Consider the following 23,465-nt stretch of genomic DNA (forward strand, 5'->3'; position numbering starts at 1 on the left):
CAGGAGAGGAATCGTCATGCGCACCACAGCACGAGCCGGGGCCGTCGCATTCGAGGTCTTCGCGGTCGGCGTCTACCTCTGGCACGGGCTCACCTATCGAGCCGACAGTCCGTGGGAACCGGGTTTCGCCGCTTGGCTCAACGGTTTTCTGGCACTGCCGATCATCGCGTTCACCACGGTGGTGATGGTCTTCGTGTTCACCGGCGAAGGCGTGCTGTCGGCGCTCACCGGCCGCAACAGCGCGGAGTTCCGCGATGGCCTGCTCGGACTGGGAACCGTCAAGTCGGTTCGCGAGACGGGGGTGAGCGTGAACGATCAGCCGCAGCTGCGCATCGAGTTCAGCGTCGAGGGCGCCCGGGGCGAGATCTTCGACTCGACCGCCAAGATGATCGTGCCCTTCGCCGAACTGGCCCTGCTGCGCCCCGGCGTCGTGCTTCCGGTGCGCTATCTGCCCGGACGGACCGACAAGGTGGAAGTCGACCGATCCGGCGACAGCGCCTCGGCGCAGCAGGCGATGAACGAATCGCTGATCCGCAAGGGCGTGACCACGCGGGCCAAGCTCGACATCGCCGGCCGCGGCGTCGCCGCGCAGGCGGTCGTGCAGTCGCTGTCGGTGCCCGGCGAAATCCGCAACGGTTACGCGAAAATCGACCTCGGCCTCGCGGTCACCCGCCCGGACGGCAGCACGTTCAGCACCCACGCGGAGAAGTTCCTTCCGCCGGCGAGCGTCTCGAATGTGCAGGTAGGGCGGATCGTGCAGGTGCACTACCTGCCGGAGAACGAGCAGGAGGTCGTCATCGCCATTCCGCTCAACGCATGACCCGCGCGGTGTGCCGCCCTTCGCAGAACCAGTGCTGCGGAGGGCGGCACGGTCGTGTCGGCGGCAAGCGGATCACGGTGGTCGCCAGATGGTTGCCACAAACGCGTTCCGGGGCAAAACTTGGTGGATGACGAATACGGTGGCCGGCCCGGTTCCCAGCGAATCCCTCTCCGTGGGACGTGCGGTACGAGCCGACGTCCCTCGCTCGTCGCTCGCCGAATTCCATCCGGCACCGGATCGCGATCCCGTCGCGATTCTGCAGCGGCAGGCGGAAACCCGGCTTCCGGACCTCGTCCCGATCCGCTATGCGCGCATGGCGGCCGGCGAGTTCCCGTTCCTGCGCGGCGCTCCCGCGATCATGGCGGCCGACCTGGCCACCACCCGCGACACCGGTCTGACCGTCCAGCTCTGCGGTGACGCGCACCTGTCCAACTTCGGGGTCTTCGCGTCACCAGAAAGATCACTGGTGTTCGACCTCAACGATTTCGACGAAACCCTGCCGGGGCCGTTCGAATGGGATGTGAAGCGCTTGGTCGCCAGCATCGCCGTGGCCGCCCGTGCCAACGGCTACGAGGACGGCGACGCCCGCGAACTCGCGCGCACCGCCGCATCGGCCTACCGGCAGTGCATGCGCCGCCTGGCCGGTCTCGATTCGCTCGAGGTGTGGTACGAACGGGTCGAGGCCGACACCTTGACCGATTTGGTACGAAACCCCAAGCAGCGCAAAGACGTAACGAAATCTCTCGATGCCGCTCGCAAACGCACCAGCTTGCAGGCGTTGCGCAAACTGACCGAGCCCGGTCCCGGCGGTGAGCCCCGTATCCGATTCCAGCCGCCGCTGCTGGTGGCCCTCGACCCGCCCGAGGCCGGCGCCGTCGACAAGGTCTTCGCCGCGTACTGCCGGACGCTGCCCGAGGAACGCCGCGTGCTGGTCAACCGCTATCGCATCGTGGATTTCGCGCGCAAGGTGGTCGGAGTCGGCAGCGTCGGGACCCGCTGCTACGTGCTGCTGCTGGTCGACCGCGATACCGGTGGACCGCTTTTTCTCCAGGTCAAAGAAGCGGAGTCATCCGTGCTGGCACCATATCTGGCGCCCAGCCCGTTCCACCAGGAAGGTCACCGGGTGGTCCACGGCCAGCGTCTGTTGCAGACCGCGAGCGATATCTTCCTCGGCTGGACCACCGGCCCCGGCGGCCGCTACTTCTACGTTCGGCAGTTGCGGGATATGAAAGGCAGCGCCGATATCGAGAACATGACCCGAACGGGCCTGCGCGACTACAGCGCCCTGTGCGGCTACACCCTCGCCCGGGCCCACGCCAGATCCGGCGACCGCATCGCGATCGCCGACTATCTCGGCGGGGGAGAGAGCTTCGATAAGGCGATGGGCGAATTCGCCCTCACCTATGCCGACCAGACCGCCGCCGACCATCGAGAACTGTTGCGCGCCATCGACTCCGGACGGGTGCAAGCAGCGGCGAACCCATATTGAGACTGCGCGCGCCCGGCTCCGTTGATCGAGGGTGGTTCGGGTCTCGGCGCGGCGGACGTACGCAGTCGGGGCGTGTTTCGCCTGGGAAGTCGGTTACTCGCCCGTATGGCATGCGGCCTCTACTGTGCTCCAGGACAACGGTGTCAGCGAATCGACCGCACGTCCCCCGAACGGAATTGTCGCTGTGCCCGACACACTCACCGCTACCGCGCCCGCCGCCCACTCGACCGGATCTCGCGCCGAGGTCATCCACCGCTTCCTGGTCAAGCCGACCGACGCCGGCATCGTCGGCACGGTGGACGGCGGCAAGCTTCTCGAATGGATCGACAAGGTCGCCTACGCGGGCGCTGCCCGGTGGAGCGGTCACTACTGCGTCACCGCCTACGTCGGCAATATCCACCTCGACCGTCCCATCGAGGTCGGCGAGTTGGTCGAACTGCACGCCAACCTGGTCCATACCGGCCGCACCAGCATGCACATCCTGGTCACCGTCTATTCGACCGACCCGACCCGCGTGAAGCCGGTCCAGAGCGCCCAGTGCCTGACGATCTTCGTCGCCGTCGACGACGAGCGACGCACCGTCGAAGTGCCGCAATGGAATCCGACGACCGCTCTGGAACTGCGTCGGCACCGGCAGGCGAAGGTCAGGATCGCCGTCCGTAAGGAAATCGAAGCCGCGATGGCCGCCCAGCGCTACACCGCCGAAGGGACAGCGCCCAGCGCGACCCTGCGCTTCCTCGCCGCCCCCTCCGACATCAACTGGGGCGGCAAGGTCCACGGCGGCCGCACCATGCAGTGGATCGACGAAGCGGCCTACGTCTGCGGCGCGAAGTGGGCCGGCCAGCACGTCCTCACCTCGTACTTCGGCGGCATCCGCTTCTACCGCCCGATCGTCATCGGCCACGCCGTCGAGGCGACGGCCCGGCTGATCCACACCGGACCCCGCAGCATGCACATCAGCGTGCACGTCACCTCCACCGATCCGCATTCCGGCGAACCGGAACTGGCGGCCCACGGACTGGCCGTGGTCGTGGCCCTGGACCCGGATGCCAAAGCGCGCTCGATCCGGCAGTGGATTCCGGCCTCCGACGAGGACGTCGCCCTGGACGCCCACGCCCGTCACCTGATCGGGTTGCGTTCGCTGGTCGAGGATTTCACGCCCGCAGACGCCGTTCCGGAAGACGCCGAGCCCAACCATTTCCGGATCGCGCCGAACTAGGACGGCGTCCGGAGGCCGTCCATCACGATGTCGAGCATGCGTCGGGTGCGGTCCTCCCACATGTCGTCGAGATCGATCCGCCACAGGAACCCGACCATGAGCAATACCTCGTCGGGCGTGACGTCGGGGCGCAGCGAACCGTTACGCACGCCTGCGTCGAGCAGCGACCTGATCGCGGCGACGACCGGTCCGTAACCTTCGTCGGCGAGTTCGGCGTGCATCGCGGTGTGGAGCGCGCCGGCGAGGCCGTGCTTGATGCGGCCGTATCGCGCGAGCCGGTCGAACCAGAGGCGCAGGGCAACTGCGGGCGGGTGATCGTCGAGAAGCTGTGGAGCGGCGTCGACGAGTTCTCGGACGTCGTTTCTGTGCACGGTCATGACGAGCGCTTCGCGGGTGGGAAAATGCCGATACAGCGTGCCTTGCCCGACGCCTGCGGCCTTCGCGATCGCGTGCATCGAAGCGTCGCCGTCGGCATCGAGCGCCGCTCGCGCGGCCTCGATGATCAGTGCGCGGTTGCGTTCGGCGTCCCGGCGTCCCGACCGCGCCGCGCGCACGGGAGATGCGTTGTGTGCCGCCTGTTCTGGTCGACTCGCCTTCGTCATCACCGCTCCGTCTGTTTCGGTAGCACCCTATATCGATTGCAAAACGGACAGTTGTCCGTTACATTTGAGGACAGTTCCGGACAATTGTCCGTTTTATCGTACCGGGAGGTCACATGACGGAACCGCACGCCGGCGGCGGCATCCAGGGCAAGATTGTCGCGATCACGGGAGCGAGCAGTGGGATCGGTGCGGCGATCGCCGAGTACTTGGCCGAACGGGGCGCGGCCGTCGTGCTCGGTGCGCGACGCCAGGACCGCCTCGCCGAAGTGGTCGCGCGCATCCAGGCGAGAGGCGGAATGGCATTCGGCCTCGGTGTGGATGTGCGTCGCAGGGAGGATCTCGCGCGGCTCGTCGCGGAGGCGCAACAGCGGTACGGGAGCCTCGACGTACTCGTCTCGAATGCCGGCAGCATGGCGATCTCCAAATTCGACGAGCTGCGACAGGACGACTGGGACGACATGGTCGCCACGAATCTGACCGGAGTGCTCAATGGGATCGGTGCGGCCCTGCCCGTGTTCCGTGCGCAGGGGGCGGGGCATTTCGTGCACATGGCGTCGACCTCGGCGCATCGGATCGTTCCCACGCAGGGCGTATACGCGGCGACGAAGACCGCGGTCCGCGTGCTGTCGGAGGCGTTGCGGCAGGAGGCCGGTCCCGGCCTGCGCGTCACAGTCGTGTCGCCGGGCATGACGAATACCGAAGGAGTGCGTTCGGGTTCGATCGACGACGAGTACGCCGCCCGGATTCAGGCAATCGCGCAGCCACCAGCCGCGATCGCGCGTGCGGTGGCGTTCGCGATCGAACAGCCCGCCGATGTGGATGTGGGGGAAGTGATCGTCCGCCCGACCGCGCAGAGTTAGCTACGCGATCACAGCGGCCCCCAAGCGAACTCGGTCCCCTCGCGAAACGCTCCGAACGATTCCGCGAGTTCTCCGGTGGCGCTGCACATCACCTGAGTCCGGTTCTCGATGTCGAGGGCGTGGCGCAGACTCGGCGCATCCACCGTCTGCCACATCGTCTCCTTGGTCATCCACACCGCGAGCGGGGAATGGGCGGCGATCTCCTCCGCCTTGGCGATCGCCCGGCCCAGTAGTTCGTCCTCGTCGACGACCTCGAGTACCAGCCCGATCCGCTCGGCCTCCTCGGCGTCGAAAACCCTTCCGGTGAGCAGCAATTCGGCCGACCGTGACGCGCCCACCAATCGCGGCAGGTGATAGCTGGTGCCCATATCGCAGGCCGAGATCCCGTGTCGGATGAACACCGCGCCGAAGCGGGCACTACGACTCGCGTACCGGATATCGCAGGCCAGCGCGAGCGCGAACCCACCACCGACCGCGGCCCCGTTCACCGCCGCGATCACCGGCTGCCGCAGCCGGTGGATCTTCTCGAACGCCGAGGCCATCAACTCCTGGCTCGCGTAGATCTGCGCGACCGGCGACTGCGCCGCACCCAGCAGCGCCGCGGTCGGACTCGCATCGGTGGCCGTGAAATCCTCCGGCTTCGACTTCAGATCCGCTCCGGAGGAGAACCCGCCTCCCGCACCGGTGATCACCAGCGCCCGCACCTCCGGCTTCCCGTTCACCTCGTCGAGCACCCGATGCAATTCGGCGACGGTCTGGTTGTCCAGCGCATTGCGCCGGTGCGGCCGGTCGATGGTCAACACCACGACGCCCGACGGCCGGTATTCGATATTCAGCGCGGCCATACCTGCCTCCTTCGCGTTCAGCGCGGAACGGTGCCACCGTCGATGACGAATGTCTGTCCCGTGATGAAACTGCCTGCGTCCGAACACAACAGCAGCGCGGGCCCGACCAGCTCGTCCGGCTCACCGAGCCGCCGCAGCAACGGCGCCGCGGCCATCGCGTCCACCACTTCCTGCGGATTGTTGCGGACCATATCGGTATCCACCGCACCCGGCGCGATGGCGTTCACCCGAATCCCGTCGGCGGCGAATTCGGCGGCCATCGAGCGAGTGAACGACAGCAACGCCGCCTTCCCCGCCGAGTACATCGCCAGCCCGCCGGAGAACCCGAACGCCCCGATCGACGCGAAGTTCAACACCGCCGCATGTTCGCTTTCCCGCAGATACGGCAGTGCGGCCTGCACCAGGAACAACGGCCCCTGCACATTCACCGCGAACGACTTGTCCACCGCCGCCTTCTGCATCACCGCCAACGGCTGAGCCAGCGCATTCGCGGCATTGTTGATCACGATGTCGACCCCGCCGAACCTCTCCACCGTCTGCGCGACCAACGCCTGCACCCCCTCGACCTCTCCCAGATGAGTCGGCACCCCGATAGCCTCGGCCCCCAACTCCCGCAACCGCTCCACCGCCTTCTCACAAGCCTCCGGCTTCCGACTGGCGACAACGACATTCGCCCCCGCACAAGCCAACCCCTCGGCCAGCGCGAGCCCGATACCCCGAGTACCGCCGGTGACGATCGCGGTCCGCCCGCTGAGGTCGAAGAGTTTCTGGAATGAGTCGCGGTCCACGGGATGAGCCTCTCTGCTGGTGTCGCTCTGCCGAGCAGAACTGACGACGGTCGCAGTCAGTTCTATCAGGCGAGTCGCGCGGCGTGTTCCGAACGGCGGGGCTCGCCGCGCGGGTCCTCGCCCCTGTCGCCCGTCCGAGGTTCCGTGCACCGTCGGCAGACCGACGTCGGGCGACTCGCTCCCGCGGAGTTGTCGGTGGGCTCCGCAATACTGATCGTGGGGAGAGGCGGGAGGACTCGACATGAACTTCGTGATTACGCTCGTGGCCTCGGCGATAGCGTCGGGAAGCTCTGAATATGTTGTGGCACAACAGGTCACGGACTCGTACAACGATTTGAAGCGGCTGATCATCGATAGGTATCCGGACGTCGACGTTTCGGCCCTGGAGCGGAAGCCGCATTCCGAAGCCAAGAAGGCGTCGCTGGCCGAGGATCTCGACGACGCCGGCGCGGCGGATGATCGTGCGTTGGAGGCAGCGGCCCTGCGCGTTCTGCGCGCGCTGCACAGGGTGGACGCGGCGCCACTGGAGCTTCCGGGCGCAGCGCCTGCCGGAGCGGAGAAGCCGACAGGATCCGATGCCGCTGCCCTGTTCGGCGGGGCCGTCGCCGCTGAAGACGCGGGGCGTACACAGGAGGCCGAAGCCCTGTACCGCCGCGCCGCAGACCTCGGCCACGTGACGGCGATGAACAATCTTGCCCTACTCCTGGAGGCGGAACGTCCGGAATGTGCCGAGGAGTGGTTCCGCAAGGCAGCCGACGCCGGACACACCGGCGCGATGACCACGCTGGGCGTTCTGCTGGAAAAGCGGGGACGGGTAGAGGAAGGCGAGGCCTGGTACCGCCGAGCTGCCGACACCGGCGAGCCCAACGCGATGTTCAACCTGGGGTTGCTTCTGGAAGACGCCGGCAAGTCCGAGCCGGCCGAGCTGTGGACCCGCCGCGCTGCCGACGCCGGCCATGCCACTGCGATGTTCAACCTGGGCGTGCTCGCGGATGACTCGGGCCGGACCGAAGAGGCAGAAGCCTGGTGGCGCAGGGCCGCCGCCGCCGGGCATCCCAAGACGATGTTCAACCTGGCGATCACGTCGGAGGAGGCGGGCAGGTCGGCGGACGCCGAAACCTGGTATCGGCGGGCCGGCGAAGCCGGGCATCCGGCCGCGATGTTCAACCTGGCCTGCACATGCGGCAGGCGGGTAGGCAACAGGAGGCCGAGACCTGGTATCGAAAGGCCGCTGATGCTGGGAACGTGGCCGCGATGTTCAACCTGGGCTTGTTACTCGAAGCTTTCGGCGAAGTGGGGGAGGCCGAGTCGTGGTACCGCAAAGCCGCCGAGGCGGGTGAAGCCGTTGCGATGACCAACCTGGGCGCACTGCTGATGGAATCGGGCCGGTCCGAGGAGGGCGAGTGGTGGTACCGCAAAGCCGCCGAGGCGGGACGTCCCGTCGCCATGTGCAACTTGGCGGTAGCGATGGAGAGGACGGGCCGTATGACGGAAGCCGAAACGTGGTACCGCAGCGCCGCCGAGTCCGGTCATCCCAGAGCGATGTTTCTCCTCGGCGGCATCCTCGAACAGCGAGGACGAACCGACGAGGCCGAAACATGGTGGCGCAGAGCGGCCGACGCCGGCCACCCCGGCGCAATGTCCGGTCTGGCCTACCTACTCGCGATGGCCGGCCGTGTCGACGCCGCCGAAACCTGGAGGCGCAGAGCCGCCGCCGCGGGCGAGCCCGGCGCTACTCCCATGCGGTGACGAGTCCCGTTCCTCTCGGCATCCCTGATCCGAACAGCAGTCCGGAGCGGCCGCCGCCTGGTCTACGGTGGATACCGGCCATTCCACTCGTCACCCGGGAGGTGTCTTGCGCTCCACCCGCATACTGCCGGTCCTGCTCGTCCTGGTAGCCGCGGCACTCCTGCTGCCCACGCGCGCAAGCGCCGACGCCGCCATCGACGACACCACCTCCCACCGCATCGACGAACTCGTCGCATTGCGCGCCGGCGTGACCGGAGCGAGCAAAGGCGAACTCCTCGACCTGCTGTCCCGACAATTCCTGGGCACCCCCTACGCCGCGAACACCCTCATCGGCTCCGCAACCCAGCCCGAACAACTCGTAGCCGACTTCCGCCAAGTGGACTGCTTCACCTTCCTCGACTACATAGAAGCCCTGAGCCGAACCACCGACCGAAACCGCTTCGAAGCCAACCTGATCGACACCCGCTACGCCGCCGCCCAAGTCGACTACACCCACCGCAAACACTTCTTCACCGACTGGGCGCAGGTCGCCGACGTCGCCGCCACCGACATCACCGGGAATCTGTCACCCGCCGCAATCACGGTCCCCAAACACCTCAACGCAGAGGGCGACGGAGCTGTCTACCTGCCAGGCATCCCAGTAGTCGACCGCGCCATCACCTACATCCCCAGCGCAGCGGTCGACGAGGGCGTCATCAGCGGGCTCCGAACCGGCGACTACATCGGCGCCTACGCCGACCAACCCGGCCTCGACGTCACCCACGTCGGAATCCTCATCAACACACCGACCGGCCCGGTCTTCCGAAACGCGTCCTCCCTCGCGGCCAACAACAAGGTGGTGGACACACCGCTGGGCGAGTATTTGCAAAGTGTTCCCGGGATAGTGGTGTTGCGCCCACGACCGGCGTAGATCGCCAACGGATCCGTTGGACGCAGTCAGTCCCACCAGTTGAAGATGGCTTGCCCGAGGGTATGCGGGTTCCAATACCGGACTTGTTCGAGTTCGGCTGGTCCCAGCTCCGAGAGATCGAAATCCGTTAGCAGCCGGCCCAATTCATGTCGTGACAACACCTCGAACCGGGAGAGGGACTTGAACGCGCCGGCAAGGTCCGGATCGTCGGCGAAGGTCAGCGTCAGCTCATAGGAAGGCATCGGCTCGGCGATCGCGACCAGCGGCGCATACATGTTGCATACTACGGTTCGTTCAGTACCCGAGTAGGCGATGGTGCACCGAAAGAAGTTGCCGGACAGGTTAGTCGACGGCGGAGGGGAGACGACCCCTCCGGCTATTCGTGCCACTGCGTAGCAAACATTGCGGAACTCGCTCTCGTCCAACCGATCGAACGGTGGTTCTCCGAGCTGCCGGAAGCCGGTTATTCCACGAGGTAGGCGCATCAGTACCGTCTTCCGCGGTACTATGCCGCCCGGAATGCCGCAAAGCGCTCGGCGAGGCGCTCTTTCGAGGGCCTTTCGTCTCGGTGGGCCGGAACTGTTAACGGCCGTCGGTGCATCTCCTGCAGCCCGTGCTTCAACATGGGGCCATCAGTTTCGTTCAGCAAGTCACTGTTGATGTGCACGAGGTAATCAGGTGATATACCGAGGTAGTTGACGTCATACGCTGCATGGTGAATCTTGCATAGAGTGAGTCCATTATCCACGGTGGCCGTCCCGTTAGGGTGGCCATCAGCAGTGATGTGGGCGGCGTCGAGCAGCTTGATCCTCTTGAGGCTGCACACAGCACATTGGTTTTTATATGCCGTCAGTACGCGGCTGCGGAACTCAGGTTGATGAAGCCGCTGCTTGGTTACTCTGTCTACATAACGGCGCTCGTCCGGCTTCAGGTCGAAGGGGTCATCGAATCGGCGAATTTCCTCGTCGATTGCGATCAGGAACCTCCTGTTCGGCCTGTCATCAGCAATGACATAAACAGGGAATACGGGCATGTACACGCTCGGACGGATCTTGCGGAAGAGAATGAGCGGCAAGCCGAGATCGAGCGCTCGGCGTAGCTTCGTGTTGTCGCCCTCCACTGCGTCTTGTTGGTAGTCGTACGAGAGCAGGGAGTCGCTGATCTCCTGGTCGGCGTATCGGCGGCCGGTAGGATCGGACACGATGGCAAGCGTCGCCAGGAGGTCCCTGGGATTCCAAATACCCTTTGCAACGTCGATTAGTCGCCGATGGCGGTCGCCAACCCAGAAGGAGTTCAACTCTTGGCGGGTGAATGCCCGATCTCCCCTAGCCTCGATGGCTTTGTTGAGGTGATCGAACACCATCTGGCGAAGTTGCCTTTCGACGTCGCTTGTCATGTGTGAAGTGTGCCATGTTCGGTTCGCCGGCGTTGGTCGTCGTTGGTCACGAGTCTGTTCCAGACCTGTTTGGGCACAGCGAATCTCGACGATTTGCTCTGTTGGACGTTACAAGACGACTCGTTGCTTGTTCCGTTCGTAGATGAGGACGTCGAACCGAGGTGCCGAAGGCCAGTCCGGCCTAAGTGCCCCAACCTTCTTCCAACCCCATCGCAGGTACGTCTCGTAAGCTCGGGTGTTGTCGGGGCGTACGAGCAAAGTTGCGCGGCCTTCGGCCCGATTGTGAAGAAGTTCATCGTGCAGGGAGCGGGCAATCCCCTTGCCCGTAAATCTCTTACGCACCATGAGCTCGCTCAACGCGAACGTCCGGCCACCGGTTTCGCAGGTAAAGGCCTCTGCATCGCCCTCGTCCAGTTGCAGTCCCGACCACCACTTGCTGTTGACTCCCAGCGGCCATCCCCACGCCTGGCCGACGGGTTCGTCGGCTGTACGCGCCATTACGAGTTCAAAGCCCGTTCGGCTCGGGTCGGTGTAGGTGTCGAAGCGGTGCATGAATGCTTCGGGCGCTTCGAATTCCTCGCCGGATTCGATGGCGTCGATGTAGGAATCACGGAAGATCTGCTCGACTTGGTCTCGGACCGCTCGTGCTTCGGCGGCCGTGTAGTGCTGGAAAGTCAGGCCGTCGATCGAAGGTGGGTCGACACTCATGAGACGCCTATCGCTTGGCGCTGAAGGCTGTCGTAGCGCTTGGCGAATTCGTCATCGGGGATGCTGTCTGTGATCGCGCGGACCGGGGCCAGCAGTCGTAGGGTGCGTGTGGAGGATACGGTGCTCTCCAATTCGGTCAGGACGGAAAGGCCGTGGGCCACGGCATTGTTGATGTCGCCTGTCCTGCCGAGTGCTGCGGCTAAACCCGCGCGGTAATTGGCGCGGTTGCGGATTCCGGTCTCCGCTGTGTCTTCGTCGGCGACCAGCAGGGCCAGTGCCTTCTCGGGCTCGCCGAGGTCGCCCAGCCCGCGGGATTCTTGTGACCGAATCTCGCTCGCGTTGACGAATCGTAGCCATCGCGGGCATTCGGAAAGTGGTTCGTGGGCGATGGCGGCGTCCAGTTCGCGCCACGCGGTCGCAACTGCACGATCGAATGCCACCTTGTCGCGCAGGATTGCGTGGGCCAGTGCTTCGCGGATCGCGATCAGGGCGTGAATTCGGCCGGGCGGTCGGCCACGGGTGAGTTGGCGTGCGCGCTCCAGATGGGCAAGTGCACGGTGCGGGCTGCCATCCCCGGTTCGGCTGAGTGCAATCGATTGATGTGCGGCGTTGAGGCATACGTGGACTGTCAGATCGTTGTCACCGGCCTGATTGGCCAGCGCGAACGCGTCGGCGTAGCACTGGCGGGCGAGTGGGTGGAGGTCGGCGTCATAGGCCATCCAACCGGTGATCGTTGCCAATTCGCCGGCAGCACTCATGAGCAGGCAGCCAGCCCGATCGGAAAAGGCGCCGGTTTCGAGCAGCCGCTTGGCGATCGCGAGGTCTCGGAGGCCGGTCATCACAAGAGGGGTGCCGCCGACAGCCTGCTCGCGCCGAGCGAGTTCAGTCACGCGTTCGGCCAAACGGCGGGCGTCGCCTACCCCCACAGTGTGGGAAAAGCGTGGCGTGTCGGCGGCTGCTGTCAGGGCAGCGACACCCATGAACACTCCGAATTCGCGCCGCTTCACCTCGTCCTCGATTCCGTAGGTGCTCAGCTCATCGTGCTCACCCAGGTTATCGGTTGTGCGGGTCGGAATCGCGGTGTCGCGAACACGATGCGGGACTTCGTCAGGTGCGACGGCGACGGTGAAGCGATCGCGTTGCTCATCGGTGAGCCGGGACAACTCCACATCCAGCGCTGCGGCCGAATCGCCGCGCACCGGACGCTCATGAGTTGCCCTCTCCCACTTGCGGATGGTCGGCGGTTGAAACCCCAGCCGTTCCGCGAACTGTTCCTGCGTAAGTCGAAGTGCGACTGTGCGAAGGGCACGTACCTCCGCGCCGGTCCATGTGCTGACGATCATCATTGCCCCCCCGATCGACACCCTCAACGGCCAGTAGCGGAAGCGTATTACTTCGGTGCGGTTCCATGCCTTCGGTTTGCGGCGTTTCTCCGTGAAGCTCGAATCGGCCCCGCCGCCGGGTCGATGTCCGGATATCTGTGACGCCATCCACGACCGGCGGTGATCCTCGGCGGCGGGTGCTTGCCAACGAAAACCGAAGGAGCCGAATGTATCTCATTGTGACCATGGGGAGGTCGGTATGACGCTTCCTACCGCTTATGTTGCGTCGGGTGAACTGCCGAAGGGGCCGCCTCGCGCTCTCGGTTATATCGACCGGACCTTGCCGGGATGGCCGGCGAATGAGCAGCTGGTGCTCGCGCATGCGGTGAAGTTGGGGTACGCCTTGGTGCGGGTGGTGTTTCGGACGGCTGGGGATATCGACGATCCGATCATGCGGCTGCTCGATCGGATCGGTGGGTACAACGTGGCGGCGGTTGTGGTTCCGAGCGTCGAGCATCTCGGGAAGCGGCTCCGAATTGTGTGCGCGGCATGCGATGTGGAGGCGGTCGAGCCGGAGGTTACCTACGCGAGGGCACGGCCCACGATTTCTTCGGAGCTGGCCTCGGCTCCGCGTGATCCGAGGGCCGAGTCTGGTGATTGAGATGTCGGGGTTGATCGCTTCGGTTGTGACCGTTGTCGGTGTGGCGGTGTTGGCGGTTGCCGGAGTTTCCTGTGCTTGGCCGGATGTCGGGGGCGATCGGAAGCTCGGCGAAGCAACTTGTCCCACTGTGAAAGCCATTGTGCGTCCTGACATCCTGTGTTTTTCGTTGTCGCACGATGCCCGGTCATCGGTGCCGACAGTGGTGGAGGCGCACGAGGATATGCAGCTGCACTTGGAATGTGATCCCGGCTTGTGCGCTGCGAAGGCGGTAGCGATGAGGACTCTCGTGGCCGCCGGGCGGGTGCGGCCGGACCGATCCCGGCGGCTGTGAGTCAGAGTTTTCGCGTACGGCGGTGCGCCCGGCCGGGGGCGGGTGTCAGGCCGCGCTGGTGTCGGGTGGGTGCGAACGCGACTGCAACCAGCGCTCGTGCTGTTCGCGTTCGCGTTGTCGGCGTTGCAGTCGTTTCCGTTCGTCGCGTAGGTGGATGCGCGTGAGTATCGCTGCCAGGAGTTCGTCGGGGTGGTGGCGGTGGTTGATGCAGGGTGTCCGACTGGGGTCGATGTGTTCGGGTGCGATCCAGGCGGTGCGGCCCGGGAACGGGGAAAGCTCGTTCTGTGCAACGGTTTTCCAGCCGCCGGGCCCGTCGTGGATCAGGGCGTGGCAGGCGTCGCAGGCCAGGACGAGGTTGGTGATATCGGTGGGGCCGCCTTTGGCGTAGTCGCGGATGTGGTGGGCGGCGCAGAGGCTTGCGGGGGCGTCGCAGCCGGGGCGGGAGCAGCCGCGCAGGGCGGCGATCAGCGCCAGGCGTTGAGTTGGGGAGGCGAGTCGTTTCATGCGGCCGAGGTGCAGGGGGAGTCCGGCGTGGTCGAAGACCGCCAGGTAGGGGCGGGATCGTTCGGCCAGTCGCAGCGCCTCGCGGATCGGCACGACGCCGCCGGTGGCTGTGGTCGCCGAGCCCGAATCCTTCTCCAGGTCTTCGAGTTTCATCGTCAGCACGGTGGTCACCGGCATGCCGCGGTGGCGACCGAGGTCTTCGGTGATCAGGCCCGAGCGCAGGATCGCTGTGAGTGCGTCGTGGTTGCGTTGGGCGGCGCTGCGGTGATCGGATCGCGCTGCCTCGGCAAGCATCGCCGGGTCGGCGGTGTCGATATCGACGGCGGGGCTGTTCGGGTCCTCCGGGTTGCAGACGCCGGGGCGGGCGTACTTCGCCAGGAGTGGGTCCAGCAGGGCACGCAGCACCGGGTCGATGTCACCGCGCACGGGGGACATGCCGTCCGGGCGTTGCCGGCCCACGACGATGCCTCGCATTCGTGCGCGGTCGTGGTCGGTGGTGAGGCGGCCGTCGGGGTCCAGGTGGGCCAGGATTCGGTCGCCGACCTTGCCGATGTCGTCCGGCGAGCCGGATCGCGCGAACTCCGCCAACAGGTGTTCTGCGGCTTCGCGATCCGCGTCGGCTACGCCTCGGGGCACTCGGTTCATGACCTGCGCGATCCCGCGCACGTGATCGGCGGAGACCTCACCGTGTGCCAAAGCTGCTGCGGTGCACGGCAATTGCGGGTCTCGCGCCTGGCCGTCGAGATCGTGGAAGGTTCCTACCCAGCGCACCGCGTTGACGCGGCTGCCGGCGTCGGCGCTGGATATCCGCAGCGTCTCCATCAGGAACCGCTTCACCGTCTTCGCGCCGGTCCGGGACGGCAGGGATCGCTCCTCGGCTTCGATCAGCAGGCGATGGTGCATCGCTGCCAGTCGGCGCGTGCAACTCTCCACATCCCGCATCGCCTGTATCAGTTGTTCATCCGACAGTGGTATCAGTGCTTGTTCGGACAGCTGGGAAACCGCAGCGAGCAGCGGTCTCGCGACCTGCTCGACGTCCTCCCCGGCGTTCGAATGCATGTTCGAATTCTATCAAGAAGGGGAGGGGTGTGCACCCCTTCGGTCTGTGTGGATTTCGGAACACATTCTGAACAAGTGACCGAAAGAGCTTGTGTCGCAGATGGATTCACACACGAAAAGGCGCAAGAGCTCGAAGTCATCGACAACGCTCAGTGCCCCCAACCCACGTCTCAGAGCGGAATAACCCGGCAGTCGTTGCCGCATTCGCCCTCGGCAGCCACCTGCCCGGGTGCGGCGACGCGGTGCAGGATCGCCCGCGTGGGCGCGATGACGAGCTGGTCGTCTTCCAGTGTGCCGAGACCGTCGACGATCAACGAGTAGCCCGTCGGTTCTCGCGGCGCCCACACCAGGCTGACCGCCGGGCGGGCCGCGACGTTGTCCCGGGTATGGCTGCCGGGCGCGGCCACGTGCAGTCGGCCGGAGTGTGGAACCGGATGCACCGGCACGACGCGGGGAAGGGAATTGTCGCCGATGGTGATGAGGTGGGCGAGGTCGTAGTCGGCAATTATCTGCGCGAGCTCATCCGATTTCACCTCGGGATTCATATGTCGAGCGTACTGCGGGAACGGGCGGCGAACCGCTCGGTGAAGCGGGCCAAGCTCTCACGCGAGCTGCGTCAACAGCACTACCCCGAGCGTGCACATCGTCCCCGCCACGAAGACGTCGAGCACTCGCCACGCCGCGGGCAGCGACAGCACCGGCGCGAGGAGCCGAGCCCCGTAGCCGAGCCCGGCGAACCACACTCCGCTCGCGACCATCGCGCCGACGCCGAAGGCCCACCGCAACGACCCGTGCCCGGCGGCGACCGAGCCGAGCAGCAGCACGGTGTCCAGGTAGACGTGCGGGTTGAGCCAGGTCAGGGCCAGGCAGACCAGGATCGCGGTGCGGAGGGATGCGGTGGCATCGCCGGTGGTCGCGAGGGCGGCGGTGGCGGGGCGCAGTGCGCGGCGAGCCGCGAGAGCGCCGCAGGCGATCAGGAAGCATCCGCCGGCGAGCCCGGCGACGGTCAGCACTGCCGGATACGCGCTGATCAGCGCACCGAGTCCGCCGACACCGCACATGATCAGAATGGCGTCGGAGACGACGCAGATGACGACCACGGCCGCCACGGCTTGCCTGCGGACGCCCTGGCGCAGGACGAACGCGTTCTGCGCGCCGATGGCGACGATCAGGGATAAGCCGGCACCGAATCCGGCGAGGGCCGCCGAGAAGATACCGCTGTTCACGTAGCCGACGGTATGGGTCTTGACGTAATCAGTACAGCTAAAGGTTCTTAACTATCATTAGCAACCGTGATGTCCGAACTTCCGGTCGATCAGGTCCGCACACTGCTCGCCGTCGTGGACGAAGGCACATTCGATGCCGCCGCGGCCGCGATGCATTTGACGCCCTCGGCGGTGAGTCAGCGGATCAAGGCGCTCGAACAGCGAACCGGCCGCGTGCTGCTGATGCGCACGAAACCGGTGCGGCCCACCGAATCCGGCCAGGCGGTCGTGCGTTTCGCGCGGCAACTGGCCGCCTTGCAGGACGCGGCGCAGCGAGAGTTGGGGATCGCCGGAGATGCCGAGTCCACCACGCTGTCCATCGCGGTCAACGCCGATTCACTGGCGACCTGGTTCCTGCCCGCCCTGTCGCAGGTGCCGCAGGATCCGCCGGTCTGCTTCGATCTGCATCGCGAGGACGAATCCCACACCGCCGCTCTGCTGCGGGAGGGCACGGTGATGGCGGCGGTGACCTCGCTGGCCGAACCGGTGACCGGATGTACGGCACGGCTGCTGGGTCTGGCGCGGTACCTGCCGGTCGCGAGCCCGGAATTCGTCGAGTGTCATATCGCAGCAGGGCCCCTGGAGCAGCGGCTTCCCGAGGCGCCGGTCATCGTTTTCGATCGCCGGGACGAGTTGCAGGATCGCTACGTCCGCACCGTCACCTCCGGCAAGGCGGGTGCGAGCCGGCTCCGGCATTACGTACCCACCTCGGAAGGCTTTCGCGACACCATCGTCGCGGGGCTCGGGTGGGGATTGGTCCCCGAAACGCACGCCGACCCACTGCTGCGTGCGGGCGCCTTGAGGAATTTCGCACCGGAGCAGTGGGTCGATGTGCCGCTCTACTGGCAGCAGTGGAAGTTGGACGTGCCGGCCCTCGCGCTGGTCGCGCAGACGATCGGCATGGCGGCGGCCGAATATCTTCGACAGTGAAAAGAATTCACCCGCAGGCGTGTTCGAAGCCGAGCCCGGGCGGCTTCGTCAGTCGATCAACTGCGGTGCCACCGTCCGCGAGCCGTCCGCGGCGAGAACGGCTTTCGGCGATGCCGAGGTGAGCAACGCGATTCCCGCCGCGAGCAACCAGATGATCGTGAACCCGGAAACCGTTGCGGTAGTGCCCCATCCGTTCGCCGCGTAGAAGTTCGCCGGAGTGTTCCCGAAGAACATCGACGGTGCGAACGCCACGTTCACCACTGCCAGGACCGCGGCCGACCGCCCCGCCCACGCGGGCAGAATCCGCGTGCGCAGAATCGTGACGGCGGCCGTGGTCATGAACAGGGCGGTCAGGAGCCGGCTGACCGTTCCGTACAGCACATAGGTGCCGGACACGGTGACGGTGGGATCGATCGGTTCGGTTGCCTGGATCGTGGCGCCGATCTCGAGGCCCATGGAGACGAAAGCGATCGTGGCCCAGATCAAACCGGCGGTCGAGGCCAGTGAGCCGAGCCATTCGTAGCGTCGATCGGCGGCTTTCGCCAGGTGGGCGAAGGTGGACATGAACACCACCACGCCGAGGAGTCCGACGAGGCCGATCAGGCCGCGGGTCAGGATGTTCCAGTCCGGGGGCGGGCCCTCGTAGACGAAGTAGAGCGGCAGTTCGACGAGCATGAGCGCGGCGCCGCAGACAGCGGCGATACCCGCCGTGCGGCGGAGGGTTTCGGTGTGCACGGATCGTCCTTCCGATCGGCGGCAATAGTAAGTATATGACTTATACTATATCGACCATACTAAACTCTGGAAGGATGATTATTCGACGACGGGATGTGTGCCGATGACCGATCGGGAGGTGCCCGACCATCTGGCCCGGCTGTGGCGGCTGCCGGCGGACACCAAACTCGGCCGTCCGGCCGCACTCGATGTGGACCGGGTAGTGGCGACGGCGGTCCACCTGGCCGACCGAGACGGTCTCGCCGCCGCGACGCTGCCGAAAATCGCTGCGGCTCTCGGTGTTACGCCGATGTCGCTCTACCGCCACATCGGATCGAAGGACGAACTGCTGGGCTTGATGTCCGATGCCGGAATGGGTGCGCCACCCGAATTGCCCAGCGGCTCATGGCGTTCGATGCTGCGCGCCTGGGCGTTCGCGCAACTCGAGCGGCACCGCGCCCGTCCCTGGCTCACCGAGCTGCCGATCACCGGACCGCCGAGTGGACCGAACACTGTGGCCTGGATGGACGCCGGGCTGCGCGCACTGCGCGACACCACGCTGGACTGGCCGGCGAAGGTCGGGGCGATCATGGTGGTCAGCGGATACGTCCGCGAGGCGTTCGTCACCGCCCGCCAACTCGAACACGCCATGGCGGCAGCCGATCTCGACCCGGCCGGCGCCTTGCACGACTACAGCCGTAATCTGCGCGCACTGGTGGATCGGGAGCGGCTGCCCGATATGGCCGCACTGCTGGACTCGGGACTGTTCGACGCCATCCAGCCCGCCGAGGCCGACCCCGCCTCCGACTTCACTTTCGGTCTCGACCTGGTCCTCGACGGTGTGGCGGCGACGATCGCCGCGAACAGCCGGTAACGACAAGCGGCCCGGCGCCGTAGGGGCGCCGGGCCGCGAATCAGCTGCCGATCAGCTGCTGCCGAACCATCCCGGCGGAACGACCTGACGGAAACCGTTCCAGCCGTTGCCGTGCCGGTCCCACGGGTTGCAGTCGTCGCCGCGGTGGTGGCGGTCCCAATCGCCGCGGTGGTCCCAGTCGCCGCGGTCGCCGCGGTCGCGGCCGTCCCACGGGCCGTGCCCGTGACCCGGATGTGCGATCTCGGTGGCCGCCGGGGCGCTCACGACCTCGGCCTGGGCCGGAATGGCAAGCGCGGCAAGCGGCGCGGCCACGATGGCGCCGGCAACGGCGATGCGCGCCGCCGTGCGCTTGGTGCGATGTTCGGTTCTGGCAATCACGGTGAATCCTTCCAATCAGTTACACCGCACGCAGTCTCTCGCAAATCGGACACCGCGTCACGGGTGGTGGTACGAGGTTCAGGGCGGAATCGGCCGCGAGGATGACGGGGACTCAGGGTTTACCCTCAGTCCTGCGATTCAGCTGCTGCCGAACCACCCCGGCGGGTAAACGGGCCTATACCAGGAGTAGTACGGCCGATACCACGAATTCCAGCCGTACAGATAGTCCAGCGGTATCGGATCGAACGGCGTCACTTCCGAGTAGTACCAGCCGACCGAACTCGGCTCGCTCACCGGCGCCTGCGCCGAACCCTGCCCGGCGGTCGCGGTGACCATGCCGATCAGAATCAAGCCCGCTATCGCCGTCCTCGCCAGGATTCGGCGTACCCGGACGGACGTGGCAGTCGCGAACACGACCAGCCCCTTTCAACTCGCTTGTCCCGCAACCTTCGCCGATTTCGGCGGGAACGTCACGGCCGCGATACGCCCAGGGCTGAGAAGAGACTCAGCTCACATCCCGCGCCTGGCCGTCCGGATTCGCGGGGTCGATGTGCCAGCTGCGGATCCGCCGCGGGTGAATGCGAATGATGGTGTGCGCGAACCAGTCCGGCGCCACCGGAGGCGTCTCGACATCGAGGATCTCGCCGACGCCACGGATCTCCACTCCACGCCCCCAGCCGGGCTTCACCTCGGCCGGATCGTCCGGCGTCATATCGTCGACGACCAGGCTCACATTCGGATTACCCCGCACATTGCGGTAGCGCTGCGCGCTCGGACTCGGTCCGCCGATATCGATCGTGCCGTCGTCGTTCACCCGAAATCCCACCGGAACCAACTGCGGCCGCCCGTCCGCCGTCACAGTGGCCAGCCGGCCCAGCGACTGGGAGGTCAGATAGGTGCGTTCGGCCGCGGTGAAAGTCATGCCGCCACGCTAAGAGCTCGAGTGCGGTTGAGGTCAAGGGGTGTGCGGGGTCGGCTGGTCGGCCACTTTCATGAGGTGAAAGTGGGTGACGTTGTCGCCTTGGCGGGCGGGGGACGCGGTGTAGCCGGGAAGGCGGCCGAGGCCGTCGTAGAGGCGTTCGCCGGCGCCGAGGAGAGTGGGGACGAGAGCCAGGTGGAGGTCGTCGACGAGTCCGGCCCGCAGGAAGCGGCGGACGGTCGCGGCTCCGCCGCCGAGGCGGACGTCCTTGCCTCCGGCGGCGGAGACGGCTCGTGCCAGCACGTTTTCGGGGGTGTCGTCGACGAAGTGGAAGGTGGTGCCGCCGTCCATCTCGAGCGCCGGGCGCGGGTGGTGGGTGAGGACGAAGACCGGGTGGTGATAGGGCGGGTTGGGCCCCCACCAGCCGGTCCAGGAATCATCGGGCCATTCCCCGCGAACGGGCCCGAACATGTTGCGGCCCATGATGGTCGCGCCGACATTAGCTTCACCGGCGGCGAGCTGTTCGTCGTCGATTCCGGTGCTGCCGCCGTCCTGGCCGATCATCCGCCGGCCGGTGCGGGTGACGAAAACCCATTCGTGCAGGCGTTCGCCGCCGACGCCGAGCGGATGATCCGGACCTTGGTCGAGACCCGCGACGTACCCGTCCAGTGAGATCGAGAGATTGTGGACACGGAGACGGGGCATGGCGGGTCCTCTCACGGAGTGCTTGCTGATTGCAATTGCTCTGTACTCTATCGCCGGTGCTTGTCAGCTGCAATCAGTTGTCAGGCCGTGTGCAAGCCCGCCGACCACGCGAATGCGGTCAGCGTGGGGTCGAGTGGCGCGGCGGTGAGCCGATTGCCCAGTGTGGACAGCGTGTAGGTGCCGATTCCCAGCACCACCTCGAGGGCCTGTTCGGTGGTGTAGCCGTGCGAAAGGAAATCGCTCGCTCGTTCGTCGGGGACGTTGCCGGCGGTTTCGACGACGGTGAGGGTGAACTCCTGGAGTGCGGCCAAGCGGGGATCGGGGAGGGGGCGCTGTTCGCGCAGCGCGGTGATCAGTTCCGGGTCGGCGCCGATCTCGGTCAGCTTCGCGGTGTGCATGGCGACGCACAGGTGACATTCGTTGCGCGTGGCCATGGTCATCACCAGCACCTCGCGCGACAGTTGGTCGAGGGTGCTGCCTTCGAAGAGCGCGTTGAGTTTCATGAAGCCGTCGAGCAGTCGTGGCGACGTCGCCATTTTCCCCACCGCGGCGGGGAGGTAGCCGAAGTGCGCGGCGGTCGCGGTCATCGTGCGACGGGCCTCGGTGGGTGCGGAGTCGAGGGTGTGGGTGGGGAAGTGCATGCGTCGATCCGTTCGAGTTAGACAACCAAGTTGTCTAAACAGTAAACCGGGTTGTCGAATTGAGCAAGCCTGGACGGCCGCCGGGGCGGAGCCGGTCAGCTCCCGAACCACCCCGCGACATCGAGCCGGAACGATTCCGGCGGGACCATGGTGCGCAACGCGGCCTCCATATCGCGCACGCGTTGGGCGCCCAGCTCGTGCACCCAGCGGCGTCGCAACCGCTCGAAGATCTCGGCCGACTGCCGCAGCGCGTCGATTCCGCGCGGGGTCAGGCAGACGATCTTGCGCCGGGCGTCGTCGGGATCCTCGACACGCTCGGCATAGCCCAGCGCGGTCAGCTTCTCGACCGTCTTGCCCGCCGCCTGCTTGGAGACGCCCAGCTTGCGGCCGATATCGCTGGCCGTCGCCCCGTGCACTCCGATCGCCTGCATCGCGAATCCGTGGGCCGGGCGCATATCGGGATGCCCCCGCTCCGCCAGCTCGGCATGCAATTCGTCGATGAGCGAGCGGAACCCGGCGAACAGCAGCAGCGGCAGCTCGAAGCCGGGGCTGTCGACCGGGGCCCTCCCGCGTTTTCCGACAACCATGTTGACGAGGGTAGTCGCCGTGGCGGAGGCCGACGCGAGGCGCCACCCGTGGGCGCGTGTCACCGGTCGCGGCCGGTCCGGTGGTGTTCAATACACCTGGAGTGCTCCGGAACGAGTACCCGCCTTGTTCTGCCGAATGCCCGGAGGCGCGATGACCACACGGCCACAGCGGATTCCCGCCCGCCCTCCCGCGCCGCGACATGCTCGCGGCCTCGCACGCCGGCTCGCGCCAGGGCTGGCTCTCACCGCGATCCTCGCGGCGTGCAGTGGACCTGGCGCCGATGTCTCCGAATCACACACTCCCGCAACGGTGTCGACGGCTCCGCTGAGCTCGGTCGCGGTGGTCACGCACGGCAGCCCCGGCGACGCGTTCTGGAATGTGGTGAAGAACGGCGCCGAGGCGGCCGGTAAGGATCTGGGCATCCGGGTCGAATACAACTCCTCGGGGGATCCGGGGGAGCAGGCCAAGCTGGTGGACAACGCGGTGGCCCAGCATGTGGACGGGTTGGTGGTGTCGATGGCCAATCCGCAGGCGCTGCGCCCGTCCGTCGAGCATGCCGCCGCGGCGGGAATTCCGGTCGTCACGATCAACTCCGGCGAAGCCGAGAGCGCGGCCGCCGGTGCGATCGGGCATGTCGGGCAGAGTGAGCGACAGGCCGGGACCGCCGCCGGCAAACGCCTGCGTGAGGCCGGCCGGACCAGGATGCTCTGCGTCATCCACGAGGCCGGCAATATCGGCGCCAACGACCGCTGCGCCGGCGCGATCGACGGATTCGGCGGAAATGCCACCACCTTGCAGGTCGACATCAACAATCCGGCCGATGCGCAGTCGCGGATCAAGGGAGCGTTGGAGGCCGACCACTCGATCGACGCGGTGCTGACCCTCAATTCGCAGATCGCCGCCCGCGCGGTCGACGGGGTTCGTGAATCCCATTCCCGCGCCGCCGTCGCCACCTTCGACCTGAATTCCGATGTGGTGAGCGCGATCCGGGCCGGCACCCTGCTGTTCGCGGTCGACCAGCAGCAGTACGAACAGGGGTATCTGCCGGTCGTGATGTTGCAGCTGTATCGGCGCAATCTCAACACGGTCGGTGGCGGGATGCCGGTGCAGACCGGACCCGCCTTCGTGGACAAGACCAACGTCGACGCCATCGCCGCCCTCGTGGCACAGGGCACGCGCTGAGCAGGG

General features: G+C 66.3%; 28 protein-coding genes. 11 read left to right on the forward strand and 17 right to left on the reverse strand.

Annotated elements, in window-relative coordinates:
* Positions 1-16 precede the first annotated feature (16 nt).
* The 3 genes from IG65_RS0101445 to IG65_RS0101455 all read left to right on the forward strand — a co-directional run bounded on the left by IG65_RS0101445 (position 17) and on the right by IG65_RS0101455 (position 3,528).
* Positions 17-820, forward strand: a complete 804-nt coding sequence (locus tag IG65_RS0101445) for a hypothetical protein (RefSeq protein WP_030512960.1) — start codon at positions 17-19, stop codon at positions 818-820.
* Positions 821-947: 127 nt separating this feature from the next.
* Positions 948-2,309 carry a DUF2252 domain-containing protein gene (locus IG65_RS0101450; RefSeq protein ID WP_030512961.1) on the forward strand — a complete coding sequence of 454 codons (1,362 nt, stop codon included), beginning with the start codon at positions 948-950 and terminating at the stop codon, positions 2,307-2,309.
* Between the two features lie 247 nt (positions 2,310-2,556).
* On the forward strand, positions 2,557-3,528 hold the full coding sequence (locus tag IG65_RS0101455) for an acyl-CoA thioesterase (RefSeq protein ID WP_081879218.1): 972 nt from the start codon (positions 2,557-2,559) through the stop codon (positions 3,526-3,528).
* On the opposite strand, the gene IG65_RS0101460 is transcribed toward IG65_RS0101455, so the two are convergent.
* Positions 3,525-4,082, reverse strand: a complete 558-nt coding sequence (locus IG65_RS0101460; protein ID WP_030512963.1) for a TetR/AcrR family transcriptional regulator — start codon at positions 4,080-4,082, stop codon at positions 3,525-3,527. The genes IG65_RS0101455 and IG65_RS0101460 overlap by 4 nt on opposite strands.
* Before the next feature lie 161 nt (positions 4,083-4,243).
* Between IG65_RS0101460 and IG65_RS0101465 the strand changes: the two genes are divergently transcribed.
* Positions 4,244-4,990, forward strand: coding sequence for an SDR family oxidoreductase (locus IG65_RS0101465; RefSeq protein WP_030512964.1), 747 nt, complete (start codon positions 4,244-4,246; stop codon positions 4,988-4,990).
* 8 nt (positions 4,991-4,998) lie between these two features.
* Here the strand turns inward: IG65_RS0101465 and IG65_RS0101470 are convergent, their stop codons facing one another.
* Positions 4,999-5,835, reverse strand: a complete 837-nt coding sequence (locus IG65_RS0101470) for an enoyl-CoA hydratase/isomerase family protein (RefSeq protein ID WP_030512965.1) — start codon at positions 5,833-5,835, stop codon at positions 4,999-5,001.
* A gap of 17 nt (positions 5,836-5,852) precedes the next feature.
* A complete protein-coding gene (locus IG65_RS0101475) occupies positions 5,853-6,623 on the reverse strand; it encodes an SDR family NAD(P)-dependent oxidoreductase (protein WP_030512966.1) in 771 nt (256 codons plus the stop codon).
* A gap of 241 nt (positions 6,624-6,864) precedes the next feature.
* On the opposite strand from IG65_RS0101475, the gene IG65_RS38855 reads away from it, so the two are divergent.
* From IG65_RS38855 to IG65_RS0101490, 3 genes are all read left to right on the forward strand, one after another.
* Positions 6,865-7,977, forward strand: coding sequence for a tetratricopeptide repeat protein (locus IG65_RS38855; protein ID WP_051755112.1), 1,113 nt, complete (start codon positions 6,865-6,867; stop codon positions 7,975-7,977).
* Positions 7,869-8,372 (forward strand): tetratricopeptide repeat protein, encoded by a 504-nt coding sequence (locus IG65_RS0101485; RefSeq protein ID WP_231509003.1) that lies wholly within the window; start codon positions 7,869-7,871, stop codon positions 8,370-8,372. Before IG65_RS38855 ends, IG65_RS0101485 begins: the two co-directional genes overlap by 109 nt.
* A 106-nt stretch (positions 8,373-8,478) precedes the next feature.
* Entirely contained in the window at positions 8,479-9,282 is an 804-nt protein-coding gene (locus IG65_RS0101490; RefSeq protein ID WP_036522702.1) for a DUF1460 domain-containing protein, read from the forward strand.
* A gap of 26 nt (positions 9,283-9,308) precedes the next feature.
* Here IG65_RS0101490 and IG65_RS34260 read toward each other — a convergent pair whose 3' ends face one another.
* From IG65_RS34260 to IG65_RS0101510, 4 genes are all read right to left on the reverse strand, one after another.
* Positions 9,309-9,557, reverse strand: a complete 249-nt coding sequence (locus IG65_RS34260; RefSeq protein ID WP_036522704.1) for a hypothetical protein — start codon at positions 9,555-9,557, stop codon at positions 9,309-9,311.
* A 230-nt stretch (positions 9,558-9,787) separates the two neighbouring features.
* Positions 9,788-10,678, reverse strand: coding sequence for an HNH endonuclease (locus IG65_RS0101500; protein WP_030512970.1), 891 nt, complete (start codon positions 10,676-10,678; stop codon positions 9,788-9,790).
* A 108-nt stretch (positions 10,679-10,786) separates the two neighbouring features.
* Entirely contained in the window at positions 10,787-11,386 is a 600-nt protein-coding gene (locus IG65_RS34265; protein WP_036522706.1) for a GNAT family N-acetyltransferase, read from the reverse strand.
* Positions 11,383-12,732, reverse strand: coding sequence for a helix-turn-helix transcriptional regulator (locus tag IG65_RS0101510; RefSeq protein WP_197039763.1), 1,350 nt, complete (start codon positions 12,730-12,732; stop codon positions 11,383-11,385). Before IG65_RS0101510 ends, IG65_RS34265 begins: the two co-directional genes overlap by 4 nt.
* 235 nt (positions 12,733-12,967) lie before the next feature.
* Between IG65_RS0101510 and IG65_RS0101515 the strand changes: the two genes are divergently transcribed.
* Complete coding sequence (locus IG65_RS0101515; RefSeq protein WP_156055454.1) at positions 12,968-13,369, forward strand: hypothetical protein; 402 nt, start codon at positions 12,968-12,970, stop codon at positions 13,367-13,369.
* A 376-nt stretch (positions 13,370-13,745) separates the two neighbouring features.
* Here IG65_RS0101515 and IG65_RS0101525 read toward each other — a convergent pair whose 3' ends face one another.
* From IG65_RS0101525 to IG65_RS0101535, 3 genes are all read right to left on the reverse strand, one after another.
* Positions 13,746-15,263, reverse strand: coding sequence for an HNH endonuclease signature motif containing protein (locus IG65_RS0101525; protein ID WP_051755116.1), 1,518 nt, complete (start codon positions 15,261-15,263; stop codon positions 13,746-13,748).
* Positions 15,264-15,433: 170 nt separating this feature from the next.
* A complete protein-coding gene (locus IG65_RS0101530) occupies positions 15,434-15,808 on the reverse strand; it encodes a hypothetical protein (protein ID WP_030512975.1) in 375 nt (124 codons plus the stop codon).
* A 57-nt stretch (positions 15,809-15,865) separates the two neighbouring features.
* Complete coding sequence (locus IG65_RS0101535; RefSeq protein ID WP_030512976.1) at positions 15,866-16,489, reverse strand: LysE/ArgO family amino acid transporter; 624 nt, start codon at positions 16,487-16,489, stop codon at positions 15,866-15,868.
* Positions 16,490-16,558: 69 nt separating this feature from the next.
* Between IG65_RS0101535 and IG65_RS0101540 the strand changes: the two genes are divergently transcribed.
* On the forward strand, positions 16,559-17,458 hold the full coding sequence (locus IG65_RS0101540; RefSeq protein ID WP_030512977.1) for a LysR family transcriptional regulator ArgP: 900 nt from the start codon (positions 16,559-16,561) through the stop codon (positions 17,456-17,458).
* A gap of 48 nt (positions 17,459-17,506) precedes the next feature.
* Here the strand turns inward: IG65_RS0101540 and IG65_RS0101545 are convergent, their stop codons facing one another.
* Positions 17,507-18,193: a hypothetical protein gene (locus IG65_RS0101545; protein WP_030512978.1), complete on the reverse strand. Its 687-nt coding sequence runs from the start codon at positions 18,191-18,193 to the stop codon at positions 17,507-17,509.
* A gap of 103 nt (positions 18,194-18,296) precedes the next feature.
* On the opposite strand from IG65_RS0101545, the gene IG65_RS0101550 reads away from it, so the two are divergent.
* A complete protein-coding gene (locus tag IG65_RS0101550) occupies positions 18,297-19,046 on the forward strand; it encodes a TetR/AcrR family transcriptional regulator (RefSeq protein ID WP_030512979.1) in 750 nt (249 codons plus the stop codon).
* Positions 19,047-19,097: 51 nt separating this feature from the next.
* Here the strand turns inward: IG65_RS0101550 and IG65_RS0101555 are convergent, their stop codons facing one another.
* From IG65_RS0101555 to IG65_RS0101580, 6 genes are all read right to left on the reverse strand, one after another.
* Positions 19,098-19,424, reverse strand: a complete 327-nt coding sequence (locus tag IG65_RS0101555; protein WP_156055455.1) for a hypothetical protein — start codon at positions 19,422-19,424, stop codon at positions 19,098-19,100.
* 138 nt (positions 19,425-19,562) lie between these two features.
* Complete coding sequence (locus IG65_RS0101560) at positions 19,563-19,838, reverse strand: hypothetical protein (RefSeq protein WP_156055456.1); 276 nt, start codon at positions 19,836-19,838, stop codon at positions 19,563-19,565.
* A gap of 91 nt (positions 19,839-19,929) precedes the next feature.
* Complete coding sequence (locus IG65_RS0101565) at positions 19,930-20,346, reverse strand: PPOX class F420-dependent oxidoreductase (RefSeq protein ID WP_030512982.1); 417 nt, start codon at positions 20,344-20,346, stop codon at positions 19,930-19,932.
* A 33-nt stretch (positions 20,347-20,379) separates the two neighbouring features.
* Positions 20,380-21,048 (reverse strand): dihydrofolate reductase family protein, encoded by a 669-nt coding sequence (locus tag IG65_RS0101570; protein ID WP_030512983.1) that lies wholly within the window; start codon positions 21,046-21,048, stop codon positions 20,380-20,382.
* An 80-nt stretch (positions 21,049-21,128) separates the two neighbouring features.
* Positions 21,129-21,689: a carboxymuconolactone decarboxylase family protein gene (locus tag IG65_RS0101575; protein WP_030512984.1), complete on the reverse strand. Its 561-nt coding sequence runs from the start codon at positions 21,687-21,689 to the stop codon at positions 21,129-21,131.
* Positions 21,690-21,784: 95 nt separating this feature from the next.
* On the reverse strand, positions 21,785-22,276 hold the full coding sequence (locus IG65_RS0101580; RefSeq protein ID WP_030512985.1) for a MarR family winged helix-turn-helix transcriptional regulator: 492 nt from the start codon (positions 22,274-22,276) through the stop codon (positions 21,785-21,787).
* A 310-nt stretch (positions 22,277-22,586) separates the two neighbouring features.
* On the opposite strand from IG65_RS0101580, the gene IG65_RS0101585 reads away from it, so the two are divergent.
* Complete coding sequence (locus IG65_RS0101585) at positions 22,587-23,459, forward strand: sugar ABC transporter substrate-binding protein (RefSeq protein WP_231509004.1); 873 nt, start codon at positions 22,587-22,589, stop codon at positions 23,457-23,459.
* Positions 23,460-23,465: the final 6 nt, after the last annotated feature.

It is taken from the genome of Nocardia sp. NRRL WC-3656, assembly GCF_000720265.1.
Lineage (GTDB): Bacteria > Actinomycetota > Actinomycetes > Mycobacteriales > Mycobacteriaceae > Nocardia > Nocardia nova.

Coding starts and splice junctions, on each gene's coding strand:
- IG65_RS0101525 (WP_051755116.1), bottom strand. CDS start 15,263: ATGCATTCGAACGCCGGGGAGGACGTCGAGCAGGTCGCGAGACCGCTG.
- IG65_RS0101450 (WP_030512961.1), top strand. CDS start 948: ATGACGAATACGGTGGCCGGCCCGGTTCCCAGCGAATCCCTCTCCGTG.
- IG65_RS0101530 (WP_030512975.1), bottom strand. CDS start 15,808: ATGAATCCCGAGGTGAAATCGGATGAGCTCGCGCAGATAATTGCCGAC.
- IG65_RS0101500 (WP_030512970.1), bottom strand. CDS start 10,678: ATGACAAGCGACGTCGAAAGGCAACTTCGCCAGATGGTGTTCGATCAC.
- IG65_RS0101570 (WP_030512983.1), bottom strand. CDS start 21,048: ATGCCCCGTCTCCGTGTCCACAATCTCTCGATCTCACTGGACGGGTAC.
- IG65_RS0101550 (WP_030512979.1), top strand. CDS start 18,297: ATGACCGATCGGGAGGTGCCCGACCATCTGGCCCGGCTGTGGCGGCTG.
- IG65_RS0101575 (WP_030512984.1), bottom strand. CDS start 21,689: ATGCACTTCCCCACCCACACCCTCGACTCCGCACCCACCGAGGCCCGT.
- IG65_RS0101565 (WP_030512982.1), bottom strand. CDS start 20,346: ATGACTTTCACCGCGGCCGAACGCACCTATCTGACCTCCCAGTCGCTG.
- IG65_RS0101445 (WP_030512960.1), top strand. CDS start 17: ATGCGCACCACAGCACGAGCCGGGGCCGTCGCATTCGAGGTCTTCGCG.
- IG65_RS38855 (WP_051755112.1), top strand. CDS start 6,865: ATGAACTTCGTGATTACGCTCGTGGCCTCGGCGATAGCGTCGGGAAGC.
- IG65_RS0101470 (WP_030512965.1), bottom strand. CDS start 5,835: ATGGCCGCGCTGAATATCGAATACCGGCCGTCGGGCGTCGTGGTGTTG.
- IG65_RS0101510 (WP_197039763.1), bottom strand. CDS start 12,732: ATGATGATCGTCAGCACATGGACCGGCGCGGAGGTACGTGCCCTTCGC.
- IG65_RS34260 (WP_036522704.1), bottom strand. CDS start 9,557: ATGTATGCGCCGCTGGTCGCGATCGCCGAGCCGATGCCTTCCTATGAG.
- IG65_RS34265 (WP_036522706.1), bottom strand. CDS start 11,386: ATGAGTGTCGACCCACCTTCGATCGACGGCCTGACTTTCCAGCACTAC.
- IG65_RS0101465 (WP_030512964.1), top strand. CDS start 4,244: ATGACGGAACCGCACGCCGGCGGCGGCATCCAGGGCAAGATTGTCGCG.
- IG65_RS0101580 (WP_030512985.1), bottom strand. CDS start 22,276: ATGGTTGTCGGAAAACGCGGGAGGGCCCCGGTCGACAGCCCCGGCTTC.
- IG65_RS0101515 (WP_156055454.1), top strand. CDS start 12,968: ATGACGCTTCCTACCGCTTATGTTGCGTCGGGTGAACTGCCGAAGGGG.
- IG65_RS0101540 (WP_030512977.1), top strand. CDS start 16,559: ATGTCCGAACTTCCGGTCGATCAGGTCCGCACACTGCTCGCCGTCGTG.